We start from the raw sequence: 21,330 nt of genomic DNA on the forward strand, positions 1-21,330 counted from the left end.
ACCTAAAACATTAAAAAAATGAAACATATATTCACATTATTAATCTTAGTTCTTGTTTTGTCCTCATGTGGAGGTGAGAAAAACACAAAATCTGTTCAAGGTGTCATCGAAGAAGGTAATCTTACCAATATGAAATTAAAAAAAGATGAAATCTTAAAATCTTATGATAGCATTGGAAAAATTTTAGGCACATTAGAGGTTGCTATTTCAGAAAAAGACACACTTAAGCGTCTACCATTAGTAACATCTTTTGCAGTAAAGGATACTGTTTTTAACCATTATATTGATATTCAAGGAGATGTTGACACCAAAGAAAACTTAATTATTTATCCTGAATTTTCTGGCACTCTAACTAATGTATATGTTAAAGAAGGACAGCATGTTTCAAAAGGACAGCTTTTAGCTCGTATTGATGATGGAGGTATGTCAAGTCAGTTAGCACAAATGCAAACTCAATACGAGTTAGCTAAAACAACTTTTGAAAGACAAAAACGCCTTTGGGAACAAAAAATTGGTAGCGAAATTCAGTATCTACAAGCCAAAGCTAGTATGGAAGGTCTTGAAAATTCTGTAAAACAAATGCAAGCACAAGTTGGTAAAACGGCAGTAAGAGCTCCTTTTTCAGGAACAATTGATGAAGTTATTACAGATCAAGGTCAAGTAGTTTCTCCAGGTGGTAGTCAATTAATGCGTATTGTGAGTTTAAAGAATATGTTTGTTAAAGCTTCTATTCCTGAAAACTATTTAGGAACTATTAAAAAAGGAACTTCAGTAAATGTTGGGTTCTCATCGTTAGGAAAAAGCATTGAAGGTAAAGTAAGACAAGTTGGTAACTTCATTAACCCAAACAACCGAACCTTTGAAATTGAAATTGCTATTCCAAATAAAGATTTACAAATCAAACCAAACTTAGTAGCTAATTTAGAAATCAATGATTATTCAAAAAAGAATGCTTTAATTATTCCTGATAATGTGATTCAAGAAAACGCCAAAGGAGAAAAATTTGTTTACATCATCAGTAATATTGATAATAATGAGGCTAAAGTAGTTAAAACAAAAGTAGATACAGGAAAATCTTATAAAGGTTTTATCGAGATTTTAAGCGGATTGGAAGCTGGACAAAGCATAGTTAAAGATGGTGCCATAACTATGAGGGATGGTCTAAATGTAAAAATTCAATAATCACTAAACTAACCAACTCTATGGAAAATAAAAAGGTTAAATATTTCGGACTCTCCTCTTGGTCAATTGACAACAGGAAAACCGTTTTTGTAATCATAGCGATTATTTTAATTGGTGGTTTAATGAGCTATTCCAGTTTACCACGAGAATCATTCCCAGAGATTATAGAATCTAAAATTTATGTCAGTTCTATAAATCCCGGAAATGCTGCTGAAGATATTGAAAAGCTAATTACTAAACCTCTTGAAGAGGCTTTCGATGATATTACAGGCGTTACAAAAATTACTTCTACATCTGTTCAAGACTTCTCTTCTATTCAGGTAGAATTTCAAGAAGATATAACACCAGATGAAGCCAAAGTAAAAATTAAAGATAAAATTGACAATGTAAAAGCTCAACAAGATTGGCCAACAATTGATGGAGGCGTAAAGGTTGAACCTAATGCATTTGATTTAAATATGTCTGAAATGATGCCAATTGCCAACATTAACCTGACTGGTGATTTTACATCTGAACAACTAAAAGATTTTGCTGAATTATTACAAGATGAAATTGAAGAACTTCATGAAATAAAAGAAGCACAAATTTTAGGTGCTGAAGACAAGGAGGTTGAAGTTGCTGTAGATATCTTTAAAATGAATGCCTCCAATCTAAGTTTTGGAGATATTATTGGAGCCATTCAATCTGAAAATGTGACCATTTCTGGTGGCAATGTATTGCAAAATGGTATGCAACGCAACATTCGTGTGTTAGGTGAGATTGAAGACCCTCAAGATTTGCAAAACATAGTTGTAAAAAATGATGGAGGACGTATATTACTACGTGATGTTGCTAATGTGAACTTTAGAGAAAAAGATAGAACCACCTTTGCTCGTGAATATGCAAAACCTGTTGTTATGCTAAGCATCATGAAAAAAAGTGGCGAAAACATGATTACTGCTATTGAAAAAATCAAGGTTATTTTAGATGAAGCTGTGGGGAATTATATTCCGGACAACTTAAACATTTCTATTACAAACGACCAATCCACCAGAACCGAAGCACAAGTTTCTGAACTAGAAAACAGTATCATCTTTGGTGTACTTTTGGTTGTTGGAGTTTTAATGTTCTTTTTAGGGTTTAGAAATGCCATTTTTGTCGGTATTGCAATCCCTTTATCAATAATGATGTCATTTTTGGTATTACCTATTTTTGGGGACTTTATGGGAATGAACATTACATTAAATACCATGGTTCTTTTTGCAACGGTTATGGGATTAGGTATGCTTGTAGATAATGGAATTGTGGTTGTAGAAAACGTATATCGTTTGATGGACGAAGGTGTTCCACGTTTAGAAGCAGCGAAGCAAGGAGTAGGTGAAATTGCATGGCCAATTATAGCATCTACAGCAACAACATTAGCAGCGTTTTTACCTTTAGGGTTTTGGCCTGGAATTATGGGAAAATTTATGATTTATTTCCCATTAACATTGGCAACTGTTTTAGGATCTTCATTGTTTGTTGCTCTTATTATCAACTCGATGTTAACTTCAGTATTTATGAAAACCGAAGAGGTAGAAATGGAACGAAAGTCTTTGATAAAAATTAGTGCAGCACTACTAATTTTTGGCGCTTTACTTATTGTCTCTGCTTTATTAAAAACAAACGCTATTTTTATGGCAATTGGTCCAATAGCAGTTTTAACAGGAATAGCATTAAGCTTTTATGGTTGGTTGAAGCGTGATAAAACTAGCCTCTTAAAAAAAGGTTTGGCTATATTTAGCGTTGGAGTTCTTTTTTCTGTAATTGGTTTTACCGGAGGCCCAAAAGCATTATTTGGTTTTGGAAACTTATTTATTGTTTTAGCTGCTATTTTATGGCTTCACAAATATTTCCTACTACCTTTGTCAAACAAATTTCAATACAAATGGCTTCCAAAGTTAGAAAATAGTTATAAAAACTTTTTGAATTTTTCTTTAAAAGGAGGCAATGCCTATAAATTTTTCTTCGGAACATTCTTTTTGCTAATCTTATCATTTATTGTTTTTGGAGCTAAACAGCCAAACGTGTTATTCTTCCCTGAGAATGAAGCAAATCAAGCGATTGTTTATATCGAGTATCCAGAAGGAACAGATATATCAAAAACTAATGCTATTACACAAGATATTGAAGCTAAAGTTATTGAAACCTTAGATAAATTCTCTTATCAAAAAAGTGGAGAACCTTATAATTATATGGCAGAATCTATCATCTCACAAGTTGGTGAAGGTGCTGGAAATCCGCAAACTGATGGTGGAGGACAAAACGAAATGCCTCATAAAGGTAAGGTCACAGTATTATTTAGAGAATTTAAATATCGCGTTGATGAAAATGGAAATGCTATAAGTAGTAATGATGTTTTAACTGCTATGAGAAAAGCTGTCCAAGGGTATCCTGGTGTTTCAGTAATAGTTGATAAAAATCAAGATGGTCCACCTGCTGGTTATGCAATTAATATGGAAGTAAAAGGTGATGACTACAATAAATTGTTAATCGAAGCCGAAAATATTCAACGCTTTATTAACGAAAATAATATTCCAGGTATTGAAGAATTAAAACTTGATGTTAATCAAAACAAGCCTGAAATGGAAGTTTTTGTTGATAGAAAAAAAGCTGGTGAACTTGGTGTAAGTACTGCTATGGTTGGGCAAACATTGCGACAAGCAATTTATGGTTTTGATGCATCAACATACAAAGAAGGAGAAGATGATTACGATATTTACGTTCGATTTAATAATGAAAATAGATATAACGAAAGTGCGTTGTTTAATCAATCGGTTACTTTTAGAGATAACAATGGGAAGCTAAAGAAAATTCCAATTTCATCTGTTGTTAATAAGCGAAATATTGCCACATTTAGTTCTATCAAACGTAAAGATTTAAAACGAGTTATAACAGTATATTCTAATGCTCTTGAAGGTTATAATGCTACTGAAATTGTTGGTAAAATTGAGAGTTTAATGACCAATTATAAATTGCCTCAAGGTGTTTCTTATCAATTTACTGGCGAACAAGAAGAACAAGCTAAAAACATGGCATTTTTAAGTAAAGCATTAGCTATTGCATTAGCACTTATTCTATTGATTATTGTCGCTCAGTTTAATTCAATTAGTAAACCTATAATCATATTTGGAGCTATAATATTGAGTTTTATAGGTGTGCTTTTTGGAATGGTAATATTTGGAAATGATTTCGTGGTCATTATGACCATGATGGGAATTATTGCACTTGCTGGAATTGTGGTAAATAATGCTATTGTGCTTATTGATTATACACAGTTATTAATAGATAGAAAGAAAATAGAATTAGGTCAAGACGAAGAAAGTTTATTAACTAGAGAGCAATACAGAGATGCTATTGTTGAAGGAGGTCGTGCTCGTTTACGTCCAGTAATGTTGACAGCTATTACAACAATTTTAGGGTTATTCCCATTAGCAGTTGGCTTAAATATTGATTTCTTTTCTTTATTTACTGAGTTTGATCCAAAAATTTATTTAGGAGGTGATAATACTATTTTCTGGAAGCCTATGTCGTTAACCATTATTTATGGTTTAACATTTGCAACCTTTTTAACCTTGGTTATTGTTCCAGTAATGTTTTATTTACTTAATAGAGCTAAGATTAGATTTGCCAGTAATTAATATTAATAAAATTTTAGCTTAATAAAAAAGCCCTCATTAAATGTTGAGGGCTTTTTTTATTTATATAATTAGATTTTAAAATCTATAATTTAAACCAATACTAAAGTTTGTTCCTAATTGACCTAGTTGTTGTACCTCAGACGAGTATACAAACCTACTTCCTGCTTGTGCTGTTCCTGTAGATGCTTCAGTAACATCAGGGTATACATCAAAAAGGTTGTTAACTATTCCTGTTAAACTTAACTTGTCTGTAAAATTATAGCTCAAACTTAAATCTGTTGCCATTTTAGAAGATAACTCTTGATCAAACTCTGCACCATTAGGAGAGGTAATAGTTACTTTTCCAAATAATGTATTATAAAGACCTACGTTAACTTTTTCAGATTCATAATCTAATCCAAAAATTATTTTAGATTTAGGCCTAGCACTTGTAATTAAACCTTTTTCTATTCTAGCAAAAATATCATACCCATTTGCTGCTAAAGCTGCAGGAGTATTAATTGCATCAATTGTCGTTTTATTAAAGTTAGCGGCTAAATTAGCATGTAATTTACCATCTCCTCCCATATCTATATTTCTATAATTTAAAACAAAATCGGCTCCAGTAGTTTTAGTGTCTCCAGCATTTATAAAAAATTGTACTGCAACTACACCATTATCCTCAAGAATTTGTTCCACTGGATTAGTTGTAGTATCATCAGAATCAGCACCGATTTGAGAAGAAAATAATACACGATCATCCACCTTAATTTGATAAAAATCTAAGGATGCTGAAAAATTTCTATCAAACTTATAAGTAATCCCTGCAGCAATGTTTTTTGATGTTTCTGCGAATAAATTTGGAACACCTAATGCTTCAACTGCTGGATTGTTATTTGCCAAAGTTCCTTGTAATAATGGCTCTGGAGAGCTAGCAACAATAATATATTGGCTATTTGTTAAATGACGTTGGTGCAATGTTGGTGCTCTAAAACCTGTACTATAAGAGGCTCTGATTGTACCATCTTCTCCTAATTTTTGACGTCCAAAAACTTTCCAAGAGAAATTATCTCCAAAATCTGAAAAATCTTCATAGCGCCCTGCAATACCTAACAATAAATCATCTGATATGTCAAAATCTAACCCTGCATACGCTGCAAAGTTATTTCTATCCCATTCCCCAGCTTCTTCTGGCTTAATTCCAGCAAAAGAATCTGATCCTGCACCATAATATGATAATGGGTTTCCTTCATAAGCATCAAAATATTCTACTTTATATTCAAACCCAAATGAAGCACTAACCATCTCAGAAAATACTGTAGAAAAATCTAAATTCCCTATCACATTACTTAAACTATATCCTCCAGGATTAAAAGATCGAGGTGATGTTCCATGGTCAGCTAGATAATCTCTATTTACAGAATTATTTACTGTATAACTTACACTGTTTTTACCAAAAGTTAAACTAGCATCCGCATTCCAACTATCTCCTAAATCCATTTTTAATCCAATGGAATTTATATGATCCTTAATTCTAGCTTCGAAGGTTGGTTGATATCCTTGAAAGTTATTAATACTAGGATCTGATGGGTCAGTAGGCCCAAGGAATCCTGAATCAGCTACATCACGTCTCCAATAAGGTGCTCTATAATAAGCAAAGCTTCTCCCAGTTCTTAAAGTATATCCGTGGAAAGAATAGAATTCTGAGTTCTCTCCTATTGGATGAGACATATTAACAAACACATCTCCTTTTTCTAAATCTGGTTGACCTACATGCATCCCTAGATCTGGATTGTTTTGAGCCCACTCTATTTCATTTGGTCTTGCATCTCCCGGTAAATCAGCAACACCTGGCGTACCTGCTCTATTTGTTAACCTTTGGTTATAATACCCTAAAGTAAAATTCACAAAACCACCTTCACCAAAACCCATAGTTGTATTGAAGTCTGTGGCAAAATTAAATCCATCACCTTCAGAGGTAACACCAGTCTTAGCCGTAAATGTAGAATATTGTGCGTCTTTTTTTAGTACCATATTAATTACACCAGCAATAGCATCAGATCCATATTGCGCCGATGCTCCATCTCTTAAAATCTCAACACGCTCAATAGCAGCCGTGGGGATGCTTTTTAAATCAACTCCAACTTCTCCTTTTCCAGGAGTTCTATTTAAATAAACTTGAGCACTTTGGTTTTTACGTTTCCCATTAACCAAAACCAATGTTCTACTAGGTCCCAAACCTCTCAAATCAGCAGGATCATAATGAGCTGTAGCATCTGAAATTGCCTGCGACTGTGCATTAAAAGAAGGCACTTTAAAAGTTAGCATAGACTCAATTGTTGGTTGTCCGCCACTTGTTAATTCTTGCACACTGATATTATCTATTGGCACAGGAGAATCTAGAATAGTTCTAGGCTTAGAGCGGTTACCTGTAAGTACGACAGCATCCAACGCGACACCATCTTGCATAGAAATATTTATGTTCTGTGCAGAACTTACATTAATTTCTTGAGTTGTAAACCCTACAGAAGAAACAACTAAGGTAGCTGGAAAAGAATTTACATTAATTGTAAAATTACCATCAAAGTCCGTAATGGCTCCATTTGTTGTCCCTTTTACAATAACATTTGCTCCTGGTAGCGGATCGCCAGTACTAGCCTCTGTAACTGTTCCTGTAACTGTTCCTTGTGCTAAAACACTAAGAGGAAGCATACATATTAATAGCAAAAAAAGTTTTAAATAATTTGTTTGTATCATAATACATCTTTTTGATTAGTTTACTAATTTGCAATAAAATATTCGTTTTAACAATTTTTAATAAAAAATATTCTTAAATAATTACGAATAAAATAATTATTTAAGTTAAATTTTAAGAATTATATATTCAATGCTATCGCTTAAATTATAGATTAAAATATATGTTATAAGGACTTAGATTAGTAAATTTGCAAATCAAATTTTTTAAGCATGTATAGAAGTCATAATTGTGGAGAATTAAGAGCTAGTGATGTCAATAAAAAAGTGACATTAGCAGGTTGGGTTCAAAAATCCAGAGATAAAGGGTTTATGATTTGGGTCGATTTAAGAGATCGTTATGGTATCACACAATTGATTTTTGATGAAGAACGTACATCTAAAGAAATGATGCAACAAGCTCAAAAATTAGGTCGTGAGTTTGTTGTTCAAGTCGAGGGAGAGGTGATTGAGAGAACATCGAAAAACCCGAATATACCAACAGGAGATATTGAAATATTAGTTACTAAACTAAGTATTCTTAACAGTGCTAAACTCCCTCCTTTTACTATTGAAGATACTACTGATGGAGGTGAAGAGTTGCGCATGCAATATCGTTATTTAGATATTAGACGCAATCCAGTAAAAGACAATTTAATTTTTAGACATAAGGTAGCACAAGAAGTTAGAAACTATCTTTCAAAAAATGATTTCATTGAAGTTGAAACACCTTATTTAATAAAATCTACACCTGAAGGCGCTAGAGATTTTGTAGTACCTTCTAGAATGAATGAAGGACAATTCTATGCGCTTCCTCAATCACCGCAAACCTTTAAGCAATTGCTTATGGTTGGTGGTATGGATAAATATTTTCAGATTGTAAAATGTTTTAGAGATGAAGATTTAAGAGCCGACAGACAACCAGAATTTACACAAATAGACTGTGAAATGGCATTTGTGGAACAAGAAGATATACTAAACACTTTTGAAGGCTTAACACGACATTTAATTAAAGAAATTCATGGTATTGAAGTAGCAGATTTCCCTAGAATGACATTTGACGAAGCCATGAAACGCTATGGTAATGATAAACCAGACATTCGTTTTGGGATGGAATTTGGCGAGCTTAATGATGTTTCTAAACATAAAGATTTTAATGTATTTAATTCGGCTGAATTAGTCGTTGGAATTGCAGTTCCTGGTGGAAATTCTTATTCAAGAAAAGACATCGATAAATTAATTGATTGGGTAAAACGCCCTCAAGTTGGTGCGCTTGGAATGGTGTATGTACGTTGTAATGATGATGGCACTTATAAATCATCCGTCGATAAGTTCTATGACCAAGACGATTTAGCAAAATGGGCAAAAGCTACTAATGCTAAAGCAGGCGATTTAATTTGTGTGTTGTCAGGGAATACCAATGAAGTGAGAGCACAATTAAGTGCTTTACGTATGGAGCTTGCAGAACAGCTAGGCCTAAGAAAATCTAACGAATTTGCACCTCTTTGGGTAATTGATTTTCCATTACTAGAATGGGATGAAGACACGCAACGTTACCACGCCATGCATCATCCTTTTACATCCCCTAAACCTGGACAAATTAAGTTATTGGACACCAATCCTGGAGACGTTAAAGCCAATGCTTACGATTTAGTATTAAATGGGAATGAAATTGGTGGTGGATCTATTAGAATTCACGACAAGGAAACACAATCGTTAATGTTTGACCATTTAGGATTTACAAAAGAGGAAGCCAAAGCACAATTTGGTTTTTTAATGAATGCTTTTGAATATGGTGCCCCTCCACACGGTGGCATTGCTTTTGGATTGGATAGATTAGTTGCGATTTTAGGTGGACAAGAAACCATTAGAGACTTTATTGCATTTCCTAAAAATAATTCTGGCCGTGATGTGATGATAGATGCCCCTGCTCCAATTGATGATGACCAACTAAAAGAATTGAGCTTAAAACTTAATTTAAAATCATAAATAAAAAATCCTGCATATTAGCGGGATTTTTTATTAGCTTTAATTATGGCAAACAATACCTTACTTGCAAGAGTACTTCTTTGGCGATACAAATACATATCGCACAAAAATTTTGTTTTCCTATTAAGTATGCTTATTGGTTTATTGGCAGGGTTGGTCTCGGTAACTATTAAAAACATTACCTACTCTATTGAGTGGTTGTTAGAGCAAAGTATTATTCTATCTAAAGAGTATTTATACTTTATTTTACCAACTATTGGCTTATTTTTGGTGTATTTATTTGTTAGATATGTATCTAAGAAACCTATCGAGCACGCGATTCCTTCAATACTCTTTTCTTTATCAAAAAAAAGCGGATTACTTAACCGAAATAAAATATACTATCCTTTAATAACTGCCCCATTAACAGTTGGGTTTGGTGGTTCGGTAGGATTACTGGGACCTGCAATTGCTTCTGCTTCTGCAATAAGCTCAAATATTGGTCAACTGTTTCATATTGACAGAAAAACACGAACACTTCTAATTGGTTGTGCATCAGCTGGAGCAATAGCGTCTATTTTTAAATCACCAATCGCAGCTATTATTTTTGCAATCGAGGTTTTTAGTTTAGACTTAACATTTGCTTCATTATTGCCATTACTGATAGCTTCTGTGTCTTCGGTGTTGACATCCTACTTTTTTGTAGGTGATGACACTATTTTTAATTTCACAGTTTCCGATAAGTTTGCAATTAATGATACGCTTTTCTATATCGTTTTAGGAATTGGAACTGGGATAGCGTCCATTTATTTTTCAAAAATTTACTTTGCAATCATCAAGTTTTTTAACCGTTTTAATACTAAAAGAAAAAAATTACTCTTTGGTGGTTTGGTTATTGGAGTGATGCTCTATTTTATTCCACCATTATATGGTGAAGGTTTTGGTTTTATTAACGACTTAATGGCTGGAAATCATCTTGACGCCTTAGGAAAAACACCTTTTGATAGTTATTTAGATAACATTTGGGTGGTCATTGCATTACTTATAGGTATTACCATTTTTAAAGCAGTTGCAATGACGACTACACTTGCGGCTGGTGGTGTTGGCGGTATAATTATCCCTACGCTTGTTATGGGTAGTGCATTAGGAAATGTAGTAGCAAAAATTATTAACAATTTAGGATTAGATTTTCAAGTATCCGAAGCAAATTTCACTTTAGTAGGTATGGCTGGTTTAATTGCTGGTGTTTTACATGCGCCATTAACTGCCATATTCTTAATTGCAGAAATTACTGGAGGTTATGAGTTATTCATCCCATTAATGATAACTGTCTCTATGTCGTTTATAATAACAAAAAACGCAGTTGAGCATACAATATACACTAAAGAATTAGCTGAAAAAGGTGCACTGCTAACACATAATAAAGACCAAAGTGTTTTAACCTTAATGAGCCTTGATAGTGTCATAGAAAAAGATTTCATAGTGCTTCATCCTGAAATGTCTTTGGGCGATATGCTTAAAAATGGCGTTTCAAAATCTAGTCGAAATCTCTTTCCTGTCGTAGATGAATCTCATGTTTTGGTTGGCATTATTTTACTGGATGATATTAGAACCGTCATGTTCGACCAATCATTATACGAAACAACTTCTGTTCAAACATTTATGAGCAACCCACCAGAATTTATCGATTATGAAAACGATTCGATGAAACAAGTCATGAAGAAATTTCAAACGTCTGGTGCTTGGAATCTTCCTGTAATTAAACAAGGAACATATCTAGGGTTTGTGTCAAAATCAAAATTATTAACCGCGTATAGACGCGAATTAATTAATTTTACATCATGAAATATGTAATCTGGCTTTTTTTTATAGCATCACTAGCAAGCATAATCGCTGGCTACTTTTTTGATTTAGACTACTCTAAAAAATTAATTGGATTTGGAGTTGTTGGCTTATTCTTTATAGTATTCCCATTATTTTCTTATTATAGATGGAAAGACAAAAAAGTCGAAGATTATATGTTAACAAAAGAAAATATAGACAAGATGCGTGAAAATCAGAAATAAAAAAATTAATGCTTACATCAATTTAAATTTCGTCGCTTAATAAAAAACTGTTTCATTAAATTTGAAGCCTCATCTGCCATGACACCTCCCTTAATTTTAGTTTTTGGATGTAGCTGGGTTCCCATTACACCACATCCTCTTTTTTCGTCTTTAGCTCCATAAACTATCTTACTAATTTGACTCCAATATAAAGCTCCTGCACACATTTGGCAAGGTTCTAAAGTGACATACAAAGTGCAATTTTGAAGATATTTTCCTCCTAAAAAATTTGAAGCGGCAGTAATGGCTTGCATTTCGGCATGGGCAGTCACATCATTAAGTAATTCTGTAAGGTTATGTGCTCGAGCAATTACTCTATCATTAACAACTACGATAGCGCCTACAGGGATTTCTCCTTTATCAAAAGCTATTTCTGCTTCTTGCAGAGCTTTTTTCATAAAATAAGTATCGTCAAAAGGATTCTCCATAAACGCAAAAATACAATTTCTAATGGTTTATTATTGCTTCGGCAAGAAGTTTGATAAACAATATTTAAATCTTCTTATTATGAAAAACTACTACTCTATTTCAATTCCAAAACCTTGTCATGAAGACTGGAATACTATGACTCCAAAAGAAAAAGGAAGATTCTGTGATTCTTGTTCTAAAACTGTTATCGATTTTACAAACATGAGAACTCATGAAATTCAAGATTTCATAATCAAAAATAAAAATAATCGCATCTGTGGCCATTTTAAGCAAACACAATTGGACAGTATTAATTTACGTATTCCTTCTCATGTTTTATCAAAAAAGCATAGCTTTAACAAGTTGTTTTTGATAGCATTAATGATTATTATGGGGACTTCATTGTTTAGCTGTACAAATAAAAGAGGTAAGAAACAGAAAATTGATAGTGTCGAGGTTATTGACACCTTAAATAAAAAGGCAATAAACATAATTGAGTTGGTGCCAACAATTAATACAGATTCAATTTCAAAAAAAACTGCTAAAACAAATCCCGAGGAAACAAAAATAATAGAGCCACAAATCGATGGTGAAATAATTATTGAAACTACAGGCGATATTGATGTTATTGAAAATGAAACCCTTGAAGTTGATTCAATAAAAGTAATTGAACCACCTGAAATTGAAGTAGTGTTTGGAATCATAGAAATTCCTAAATGCCCTGGTTCAAAAAAAACTCCAACAGATCCTTATAATTTCATTGAAGTAGAGACACCTCCAAAATTTAAAAGTACAAATGAAGAGTTAACCAATAGTGAATTAAAAACTGATTTTGAAAAGAAAATAGCTGATTTCGTAAGTGAAAATTTCAATATCCCCCAAGAGGATATAAATTTGAAAGGAAAACAAAGAGTTAGTACGCAATTCAAAATTGATAGCCTTGGTCTTGTTAAAGATATTCGAGTCCGTTCGCCTTATAAATGGTTAGAAAAAGAAGCCATAAGAACACTTTCATTATTACCAAAGCTTATTCCTGCAAAACATAATGAGAAACCAGTTGAAATGCTTTATTCGCTACCAATAATTTTTCAAGTAGAAGAATAATAATTCTTGTACTTTTGCTTTGTGCAAAACAAACTTTTAAATCATATTAATTCCCCTAAAGAATTACGTCAACTTAAACAAGGTGACTTACCTCAACTTGCAAAAGAATTGCGTGATTTCATCATTAATATTGTGGCTACTAAAGAAGGTCATTTAGGAGCAAGTTTAGGTGTAGTTGAATTAACTATTGCACTACATTATGTATTTAACACACCTGAAGATTTACTCATTTGGGATGTTGGTCATCAAGCGTATGGTCACAAAATTTTAACTGGAAGAAAAGACAGCTTTAATACCAATAGGCAATTTAAAGGCATTAGTGGTTTTCCTAAACGTGAAGAAAGTGTATATGATGCCTTTGGTGTAGGACATTCTTCAACGTCTATTTCAGCAGCTTTGGGTATGGCAATTGCCTCAAAGTTAAAAGGCGAAAACAAACAACACATTGCGGTTATTGGTGATGCATCTATTGCCAGCGGAATGGCTTTTGAAGGCTTAAATCATGCAGGTGTAACTGATGCTAATGTTCTAATTATTTTAAACGATAATGCGATAGGAATTGATCCAAGTGTTGGTGCTTTAAAACAGTATTTAACGAATGTTAAAAAAGGAACTCAAAAACAAGACAATATTTTTGAAGCTTTGAATTTTGATTATTCTGGTCCAATTGACGGTCATAATATTGATAAACTTGTTGTAGAATTAGAGCGACTAAAAACAGTTAAAGGCCCTAAATTATTACATGTTATTACCAAAAAAGGTAAAGGACTAAAGCAAGCCGAAGAAAACCAAGTAACCTATCATGCTCCTGGGAAATTTAATGCTTCTACTGGAGACTTAATTTTAAAAGAGCCTTCAAAGTTTACAAAGTTTCAAGATGTTTTTGGGCTTACTATTGTTGAACTAGCAAAAGAAAACAAAAATATTATAGGAATTACGCCAGCAATGCCAACGGGAAGTTCACTTAAATGCATGATGGATATTTATCCGGAAAGAGCTTTTGATGTTGGAATCGCTGAACAACATGCAGTCACTCTTGCTGCAGGAATGGCAACTCAAGGCTTAGTCCCTTTTTGTAATATTTATTCAACGTTTTTGCAACGCGCTTACGACCAAATAATACATGATGTAGCTATACAAAAACTACCCGTTATTTTTTGCTTAGATCGTGCTGGTTTAGTTGGTGAAGATGGTGCAACACATCACGGTGTTTTCGATTTGGCGTATTTAAGGTGTATTCCAAATCTTATTGTTTTTGCTCCTAGAAATGAAATAGAGTTACGAAACATTATGTACACTGCACAACTTGGATTAGAGCTTCCAATTACAATTAGATATCCTAGAGGAAATGGTCATATTGAAGATTGGAAACAACCATTTGTTAAGATAGACATTGGAAAGGGTGAGTTATTAAAAAAAGGTAAAGATGTTGCTGTTTTAAGCTTAGGAGCCATTGCTAAAAACGTTTCCGAAGCTATTGAGAGCTTAGATATCTCACATTACGATATGAGGTTTCTTAAACCAATAGACGAAAACTTACTGCATCAAATATTCAAAAGCTATCAAATAGTTATCACTGTAGAAGATGGTACTATTAAAGGTGGGCTTGGAAGTGAGATATTAGAATTTGCATCAAAAAACGGTTACACAAACATCGTAAAAATCATTGGAATTCCTGATGAGTTTATTGAACATGGTAATATACACGAGTTACAAAAGGATATTAGTTTAGATGCTGAAGGTATACGAAACGCTATAGTTAATATACTATAACGTCATTCCCATTAGTTTTTTATAGGTTAAAATAGCATTACTATCAGACAATAATGATACGTAATGACATACACTCAACACCCTATTATAAAGGTTATCATCATTGGCTTTTACAGAACTAGGAAGTGTTTTTAAAATTAATTTATCATAATTAGAAGCATGATTTTCATAGCAACTATTCACTGCCGAAATGTAGGTGTCCAAAAGTTTGGTAATAACCTCATACCCAGAAATTTCTTTTTCAATAACTTCTTTTGATTGGTAAATGTTTTCAACACTTAATTTAATAATATCATTAATCTGTGCTTCATACATACTTTTATCTAAAAGTGCACAATCAAAATCACCATTTAAAATAGCATCTTCATGTTTCATGAAAATATCTACTGTTTCATTTATAAGTGTCCCAATAGCCAAAGCTCGTAAATACCCTACACGGTCTTCTCTAGTTGAAAGCGCATAATAATTTTCAGGCTTAATAGTATTTCTAATTATTTTAGATAGATATTCCAACGCAAATTCCTCTGGTATTAATCCAAGATTAATACCATCTTCGAAATCAATTATTGTATAACAAATATCATCGGCTGCCTCTACTAAAAAGGCTAAAGGGTGTCTAGCAAAACTCACATTGCTTCCAGTTCTTGTAGCTTTTAAGCCAAGTTCATTTGCAATATCTAAAAAACCTTCTTTTTCACTTTGAAAAAAACCATACTTTTTATCTGCAATATGGCTAGTTGCTTTTTTAGGTAATGACTCTTTAGGGTATTTTGTAAAAGCTCCTAAAGTAGCGTAGCTTAAACGAAGCCCTCCTTCTCTACCTTCTCTAGATTGAGTTGCAATTTTAAATCCGTTAGCATTGCCTTCAAAATCACACAAATCTTGATATTCTTTTGAGCTTAATCTATCTTTAAAAGCTTTACCATTTCCTTTAGAAAAATATTGCCCAATAGCCTTTTCTCCAGAATGACCAAAAGGCGGATTCCCAATATCATGCGCTAACGCAGCAGAAGCTACAATAGCTCCAAAATCATTAGCCTGATATCCATGAATTTCCTGTAAATGTGGATGCTTTTCTAAAACTCTCAATCCTACTTGCCTCCCCAAAGAACGACCAACAACACTTACTTCTAAACTATGTGTGAGTCTTGTGTGTACAAAATCTGTTTGCGATAAAGGAATGACTTGTGTTTTATCTTGTAGGCTTCTAAACTCCGAAGAAAAAATAATGCGATCGTAGTCTACTTCAAAACCAAGACGTGTTTCATCTTGTTCCTTTCGTAATCTTTTATTAGTATCTCCGTAACGCTTTAAAGAGAGTAATTGTTCCCAATTCATAGTTCAAAATTTGAGGCTGTAAGATACATATTTTCAATGTTAAATAATTGTTTTCAAATAATTAAGAATTGACTATTTCGTAACAATAACATAACCCTTTTGTTACCGAGCTTTAACCTACGATTAACCTCAACTTTACAATGTGTAGGTTTCTTTGCAGCAATAAAAAAGTACAAAAACTAATGAGAATTTTTACACTATTATTTTTAATGTTTTCAGCAACAATAATGTATGCTCAAAACACTGGTTCAATTGTTGGGAAATTAATTGATAAAGAATACAACAATGAGCCTTTATCATTTGCAAATATTTTAATTAAAGGAACCATCACTGGAACAACATCAGATTTTGATGGCTTATATACTTTTGAAGATTTATCTCCTGGAAATTACACCTTACAATTTAGCTTTGTGGGTTATGAAACCCAAGAAATAACAGTGACTGTTGAGGCAAATAAAGTTACCGAAGTAAATGTATCAATGGCAGCTAGTGCAGCTTCTTTAGATGAAGTACTAATTACAACAACTACAAGAAAGGAAAGTGAAGTAGCTTTATTATTAGAACAAAAAAAGGCAACTACTATAAAAGAAAGTATTGGTGCTGAAAGATTATCTAAAATAGGTGTTTCTGATGCTGCTGGTGCTACTTCAAAAATTTCTGGTGTAACTAAAAGTGAAAGCTCTGGTGATATTTATATTCGCGGTCTTGGGGATAGATATCTATCTACTAGTATGAATGGGTTGCCAATTCCATCGGATGATGTAAACAATAAAAATATAGATTTAGGATTGTTTTCAACGGACTTAATTCAAAATGTAGGTATTAGCAAAACATATACTACAAGTAGTTATGGAGATCAAGCTTCAGGAAATGTTAATATTGTTTCTAAGGAATATTCATCTAAAGGATTTTCTATAGGGTTAAGTACTGGTACAAACACTAATGTATTGAGTCTTGATAGAAATTTCAAAAAAAGCATCATAAGCAAAGATGTAACTTTAGGTTTTCATAAAAAGCAATATGCAGTTGTTGACCTAATAACAAGACAAGGTTGGGACCCTTTAAGCAAAGGGAAATCTATTAATTATGGCTTATCATTATCTGGAGGACATAAAGTATCTGTTTTCGATAAGGATATTTCAATATTCGCTGCTGGTTCTTATTCAAAAAGCTTAGAATATGCCGAAGGTGTTTTTAGAAGCTATAGAGCCAATATTTTAGATAACGAATTTACTGATACTGAATCTTACACTACAAAAATAAGTACCACAGGATACCTTAATTCAAATATAAAGATTAATGAAAATAATCGTGTTTCTTATAATTTCCTCGCAATAAATAAGGGAATCGATAATGTGTATGAACAAGGCAGAAATGGTTTAGGTTATGTATTTGATCAAGATCCTCAAGAAAATGGTGCTTTTGTTAGAGACCAAAACTTTAAGCAAACCACCATGTTTGTTAACCAACTTTTAGGAACACACAATTTTAGCGAAATTCATAAACTAACATGGGCAGCAGGATATAACTTTGTATTGGCAGAAGAGCCTAATAGAATTAGAAATGAAGCCAATATATTAGATCAAAATACCGTACAATATGCACATGTTGGAGATTTTCAACAAAGAAAATCTAGTCAAAAAATTGAGGACATAGAATATAATGGCTATATAAAAGATCAACTAGAATTTGGAACTCCAGACGAAGAAGACATAAACCCTTTTAAACTAAACTTTGGCGCAGATTTTCGTCAAAAAGAAAGAGCTTTTAACTCCCTTTTCATTGGTGTGAGAGCTAGAGATTTCCAAGTACCATCAGTAGATAACCTGTCACTCACGTTTACTGAAAGTAATTTCAACAACGGACTCATACTTAGACAAAGAGATCCTGATAGATATACTGCCGATTTAAAAATTTATGCAGGCTTTGCAAGTGTTGATTTTGGTACAAATAAAAAATTATCAGGAAACGTTGGCCTTCGTTATGAGAAAGATCAAATAGAAGTGCTTTGGGATGTTGCAAATTATGTTGGGCGTGTTGGTTCAATCAAAAAAAATTATAGCGAAGTATTTCCAAGTGCTAATATTAAGTATCAATTAAACGACAAAAATTCTTTGCGTTTTGCTACAAGTTTAACACAAACATTACCAGAGTTTAAAGAGTTAGCGCCTTTTGAATATGTGTCACCAACTGGTCGAGTAACAAGAGGAAATCCAGATTTAGAAAAATCGGATGTGTTGAATATCGATCTAAAGTGGGAGTTTTTTCCAAGCTCAAGTGAACTGCTTTCTGCTACTACCTTTTATAAGAAAATCAATAATCCTATCAACCTTGCACAAACAAGAGGGTCTTCAGGGATTTTTCAATATTTCAATACAGGAGATAAAGCAGATGTATTTGGATTAGAGTTTGAATCTAGAATCAACCTTATTGAAACAGAAGATGAGAAAAGCATTTTAGATTTTAATGCGAATATTACTAAAATGTGGTTTACTCAAGATTTATTGAAAGAGTTTCAATATAAGAATGTAAAAGAATCTGATTTACAAGGTGCTTCCGATCTCATTCTTAATGCCTCACTAGGTTATAATAATCAAAAAGAAAATGAATTTACAGCAAACTTAACTGGTAATTATTCTTCCGATAAGGTTTTTGCACTAGGTTCTCCTGAAGATTTTGCAAATAGTGACATTTTATTTAATGATGAAATTATTGAAAAAGGCTTCTTTACAATGGACTTTGTAATGAGCAAGGAATTATCTGCAAACTGGCAAATAAAATTAGTTGGTAAAAACCTATTAAATCCAGCTATTGAGCAAACACAAATGGTTAGAAATATTAATACTGGAGTAACCACAAACGAAGTTGTAAGCTCTTACAAAAAAGGAAGCCAATTTAGCCTTAGCCTTAAGTATCTTTTCTAATTAACTTTTAGATAACATACCGTCATATTTTCAAGTAAAAAGTAACCTACGTTTAATATTCAATTAAAGTAAAAAAAAGGTTTGAGTGTTTTCTTTGAGCAACAATAAATTATAAAATAAAAATGAAAAAATTAGTCGTAAAATTATTTAGTTTAACAGCAGTAATTGCTTTATTAACCTTAAATAGTTGTAGTAGTAATGATGATCCAGATCCAATTATTCCAGCAGAAGCTAAAGTTATAGAAAACTTAAACGCAGGAATTATGAAAGGGACTTTAAAAGAAAGTTTCACGCTTTCCTCTACAACGCAATATAACTTAACTGGGCAATTTATCGTTGCCGAAGGTGCTGTGTTAAACATTCCTGCGGGAACTAGAATTGTTGCCGATAATGGTGGGACAGATGTATATCTTGCTGTTTTAAAAGGTGGTCAAATTAATATTAACGGTAATCCAAGCAATCCTGTAGTGATGTCTTCAGCAAATGGAAATCCTGGAGATTGGGGTGGATTAACTATTTGCGGTAAAGCGACCACAACAGCAGGTGTTGACGCTGAAGCTGAGGTTGGTGGGTTCTTATATGGAGGCACAGACGATACTGATAGCTCTGGTGTTATTAGGTACTTACAAATTGTTGGTACAGGTGCGCAAATTAACCCTGATTCTCAATACAATGGAGTGTCATTATATGCGGTTGGTTCAGGAACATTAATAGACAATGTCGCTGTAATTAATGGTTCAGATGATGGTGTAGAGTTTTTTGGAGGAACCGTAAATGCTTCTAATTTATATTTAGAAAATAACGATGATGATTCTATCGATTGGACAGAAGGATGGAGTGGTACTGTTGATAATGCTCTCATTTCACATACTGTTACTGGTTTTTCGACTGCTTTTGAAGGTGATAAGATTAATGGTAACCCAAAATTTAATAATATTACTGCTATATCAACAGTAGGCGGTACTGCATTACAGTTCAAGTTACAATCGGGTGCTACAATTACTAATCTTTCTTTAACTGGTTATGATATATCTATAGACATGAAAGATGATGGCCCATTAGCTAATGTTATTATAGACGGTGAAGAAGCAAATCCTAACTTAAGCTACACTAATCCTCCAACAACAACTGCCGAGGATTTCCCTTGGGTAGATACCGATTTAACTTTTGGAAACAATTTATTACAAGGTACAGTAACTGGAAATGTGACTTTAGATGCTAGCATTAATTACGTACTTAACTCGTCATATATTGTTCAAGATGGTGGTAAACTAACAATTCCAGCAGGTACTAAAATTACAGCTAGAGACGGTGGAACAGGCGTTTACATTGCGGTTTTAAAAGGTGGTGAAATAGATATTCAAGGAACATCAGATAATCCAGTAGTTATTTCTTCTGCAAACGCAAATCCTGGAGATTGGGGTGGATTAACAATTTGTGGTAAAGCAACAACTACAGCAGGTATAGATGCAGAGGCTGAAGTTGGTGGGTTTATTTATGGCGGAACTTTTGATGATGACAGTTCAGGATCCATTACTTACTTAGTAATTAAAGGAACAGGTGCCCAAATTAACTCTGAATCTCAATATAACGGAATCTCTTTTTATGCTGTTGGCTCTGGAACGACTATAGAAAATATTTCAGTTATTAATGGCGCTGATGATGGTGTTGAGTTTTTTGGTGGAACAGTTTCTGCTACAAATGTGTACTTAGAAAATAATGAAGATGATTCAGTAGATTGGACTGAAGGTTGGAATGGTACTGTAACAAATACTTATATTTCTCATACAATTGCTGGTTTTTCGACTGCTTTTGAAGGTGATAAAATAAATAACAATCCACAGTTTGTAAACGTAACAGCTATTTCTACGGTTGGTGGAACTGCTTTACAATTTAAAAAACAATCTGGCGCAACAATTACCAATCTATACTTAAGTGGCTACGATACGAATATTGATATGAAAGATGATGGCCCTTTAGCCAATGTACAAATAGATGGAGCTAACGCAAATCCAGCCACAGATTATTCTACTGGAACTCAAATTGATATTTCTGGTTGGACTTGGAAAAATTAAAATCTACTTATTTTAAATTAGTCTTTTTAATAAAAAAAGCATCCTAAATAGGATGCTTTTTTTATTATTTAATCATTTCATT

Annotated in this window: 12 protein-coding genes; 9 read left to right on the plus strand and 3 right to left on the minus strand. The window is 33.1% G+C overall.

Annotation, left to right across the window (positions count from 1 at the left end):
- Positions 1-18 precede the first annotated feature (18 nt).
- Complete coding sequence (locus ABGB03_RS13350) at positions 19-1,182, plus strand: efflux RND transporter periplasmic adaptor subunit (protein ID WP_347923071.1); 1,164 nt, start codon at positions 19-21, stop codon at positions 1,180-1,182.
- Positions 1,183-1,202: 20 nt separating this feature from the next.
- Positions 1,203-4,841: an efflux RND transporter permease subunit gene (locus ABGB03_RS13355; protein WP_347923072.1), complete on the plus strand. Its 3,639-nt coding sequence runs from the start codon at positions 1,203-1,205 to the stop codon at positions 4,839-4,841.
- Positions 4,842-4,916: 75 nt separating this feature from the next.
- Here ABGB03_RS13355 and ABGB03_RS13360 read toward each other — a convergent pair whose 3' ends face one another.
- Positions 4,917-7,577, minus strand: a complete 2,661-nt coding sequence (locus ABGB03_RS13360; RefSeq protein ID WP_347923073.1) for a TonB-dependent receptor — start codon at positions 7,575-7,577, stop codon at positions 4,917-4,919.
- 210 nt (positions 7,578-7,787) lie between these two features.
- Here ABGB03_RS13360 and aspS point away from each other — a divergent pair, with 210 nt between their 5' ends.
- Genes aspS through ABGB03_RS13375 form a run of 3 tightly spaced genes read left to right on the plus strand, consistent with a single transcriptional unit; the run spans position 7,788 to position 11,587 of the window.
- The gene (gene aspS / locus ABGB03_RS13365; RefSeq protein WP_347923074.1) at positions 7,788-9,542 is read left to right on the plus strand and encodes an aspartate--tRNA ligase; all 1,755 of its coding nucleotides are present in this window, start codon (positions 7,788-7,790) and stop codon (positions 9,540-9,542) included.
- Between the two features lie 45 nt (positions 9,543-9,587).
- Entirely contained in the window at positions 9,588-11,366 is a 1,779-nt protein-coding gene (locus ABGB03_RS13370; RefSeq protein ID WP_347923075.1) for a chloride channel protein, read from the plus strand.
- Entirely contained in the window at positions 11,363-11,587 is a 225-nt protein-coding gene (locus tag ABGB03_RS13375; protein WP_167608015.1) for a hypothetical protein, read from the plus strand. Before ABGB03_RS13370 ends, ABGB03_RS13375 begins: the two co-directional genes overlap by 4 nt.
- Before the next feature lie 17 nt (positions 11,588-11,604).
- Here ABGB03_RS13375 and ABGB03_RS13380 read toward each other — a convergent pair whose 3' ends face one another.
- Complete coding sequence (locus ABGB03_RS13380; protein ID WP_347923076.1) at positions 11,605-12,054, minus strand: nucleoside deaminase; 450 nt, start codon at positions 12,052-12,054, stop codon at positions 11,605-11,607.
- 79 nt (positions 12,055-12,133) lie between these two features.
- Between ABGB03_RS13380 and ABGB03_RS13385 the strand changes: the two genes are divergently transcribed.
- Both ABGB03_RS13385 and dxs read left to right on the plus strand, forming a co-directional pair.
- Positions 12,134-13,138 carry an energy transducer TonB gene (locus ABGB03_RS13385; protein WP_347923077.1) on the plus strand — a complete coding sequence of 335 codons (1,005 nt, stop codon included), beginning with the start codon at positions 12,134-12,136 and terminating at the stop codon, positions 13,136-13,138.
- 21 nt (positions 13,139-13,159) lie between these two features.
- Positions 13,160-14,911 carry a 1-deoxy-D-xylulose-5-phosphate synthase gene (gene dxs, locus ABGB03_RS13390; protein WP_347923078.1) on the plus strand — a complete coding sequence of 584 codons (1,752 nt, stop codon included), beginning with the start codon at positions 13,160-13,162 and terminating at the stop codon, positions 14,909-14,911.
- On the opposite strand, the gene ABGB03_RS13395 is transcribed toward dxs, so the two are convergent.
- Positions 14,906-16,249 carry a deoxyguanosinetriphosphate triphosphohydrolase gene (locus ABGB03_RS13395; protein WP_347923079.1) on the minus strand — a complete coding sequence of 448 codons (1,344 nt, stop codon included), beginning with the start codon at positions 16,247-16,249 and terminating at the stop codon, positions 14,906-14,908. The two genes, dxs and ABGB03_RS13395, sit on opposite strands and share 6 nt — an antisense overlap.
- Positions 16,250-16,431: 182 nt before the next feature.
- On the opposite strand from ABGB03_RS13395, the gene ABGB03_RS13400 reads away from it, so the two are divergent.
- Entirely contained in the window at positions 16,432-19,173 is a 2,742-nt protein-coding gene (locus tag ABGB03_RS13400; protein ID WP_347923080.1) for a TonB-dependent receptor, read from the plus strand.
- A gap of 122 nt (positions 19,174-19,295) precedes the next feature.
- Entirely contained in the window at positions 19,296-21,248 is a 1,953-nt protein-coding gene (locus ABGB03_RS13405) for a hypothetical protein (RefSeq protein WP_347923081.1), read from the plus strand.
- The last annotated feature ends 82 nt before the right edge of the window (positions 21,249-21,330 follow it).

It is taken from the genome of Pontimicrobium sp. SW4, assembly GCF_039954625.1.
Classification (GTDB): domain Bacteria; phylum Bacteroidota; class Bacteroidia; order Flavobacteriales; family Flavobacteriaceae; genus Pontimicrobium.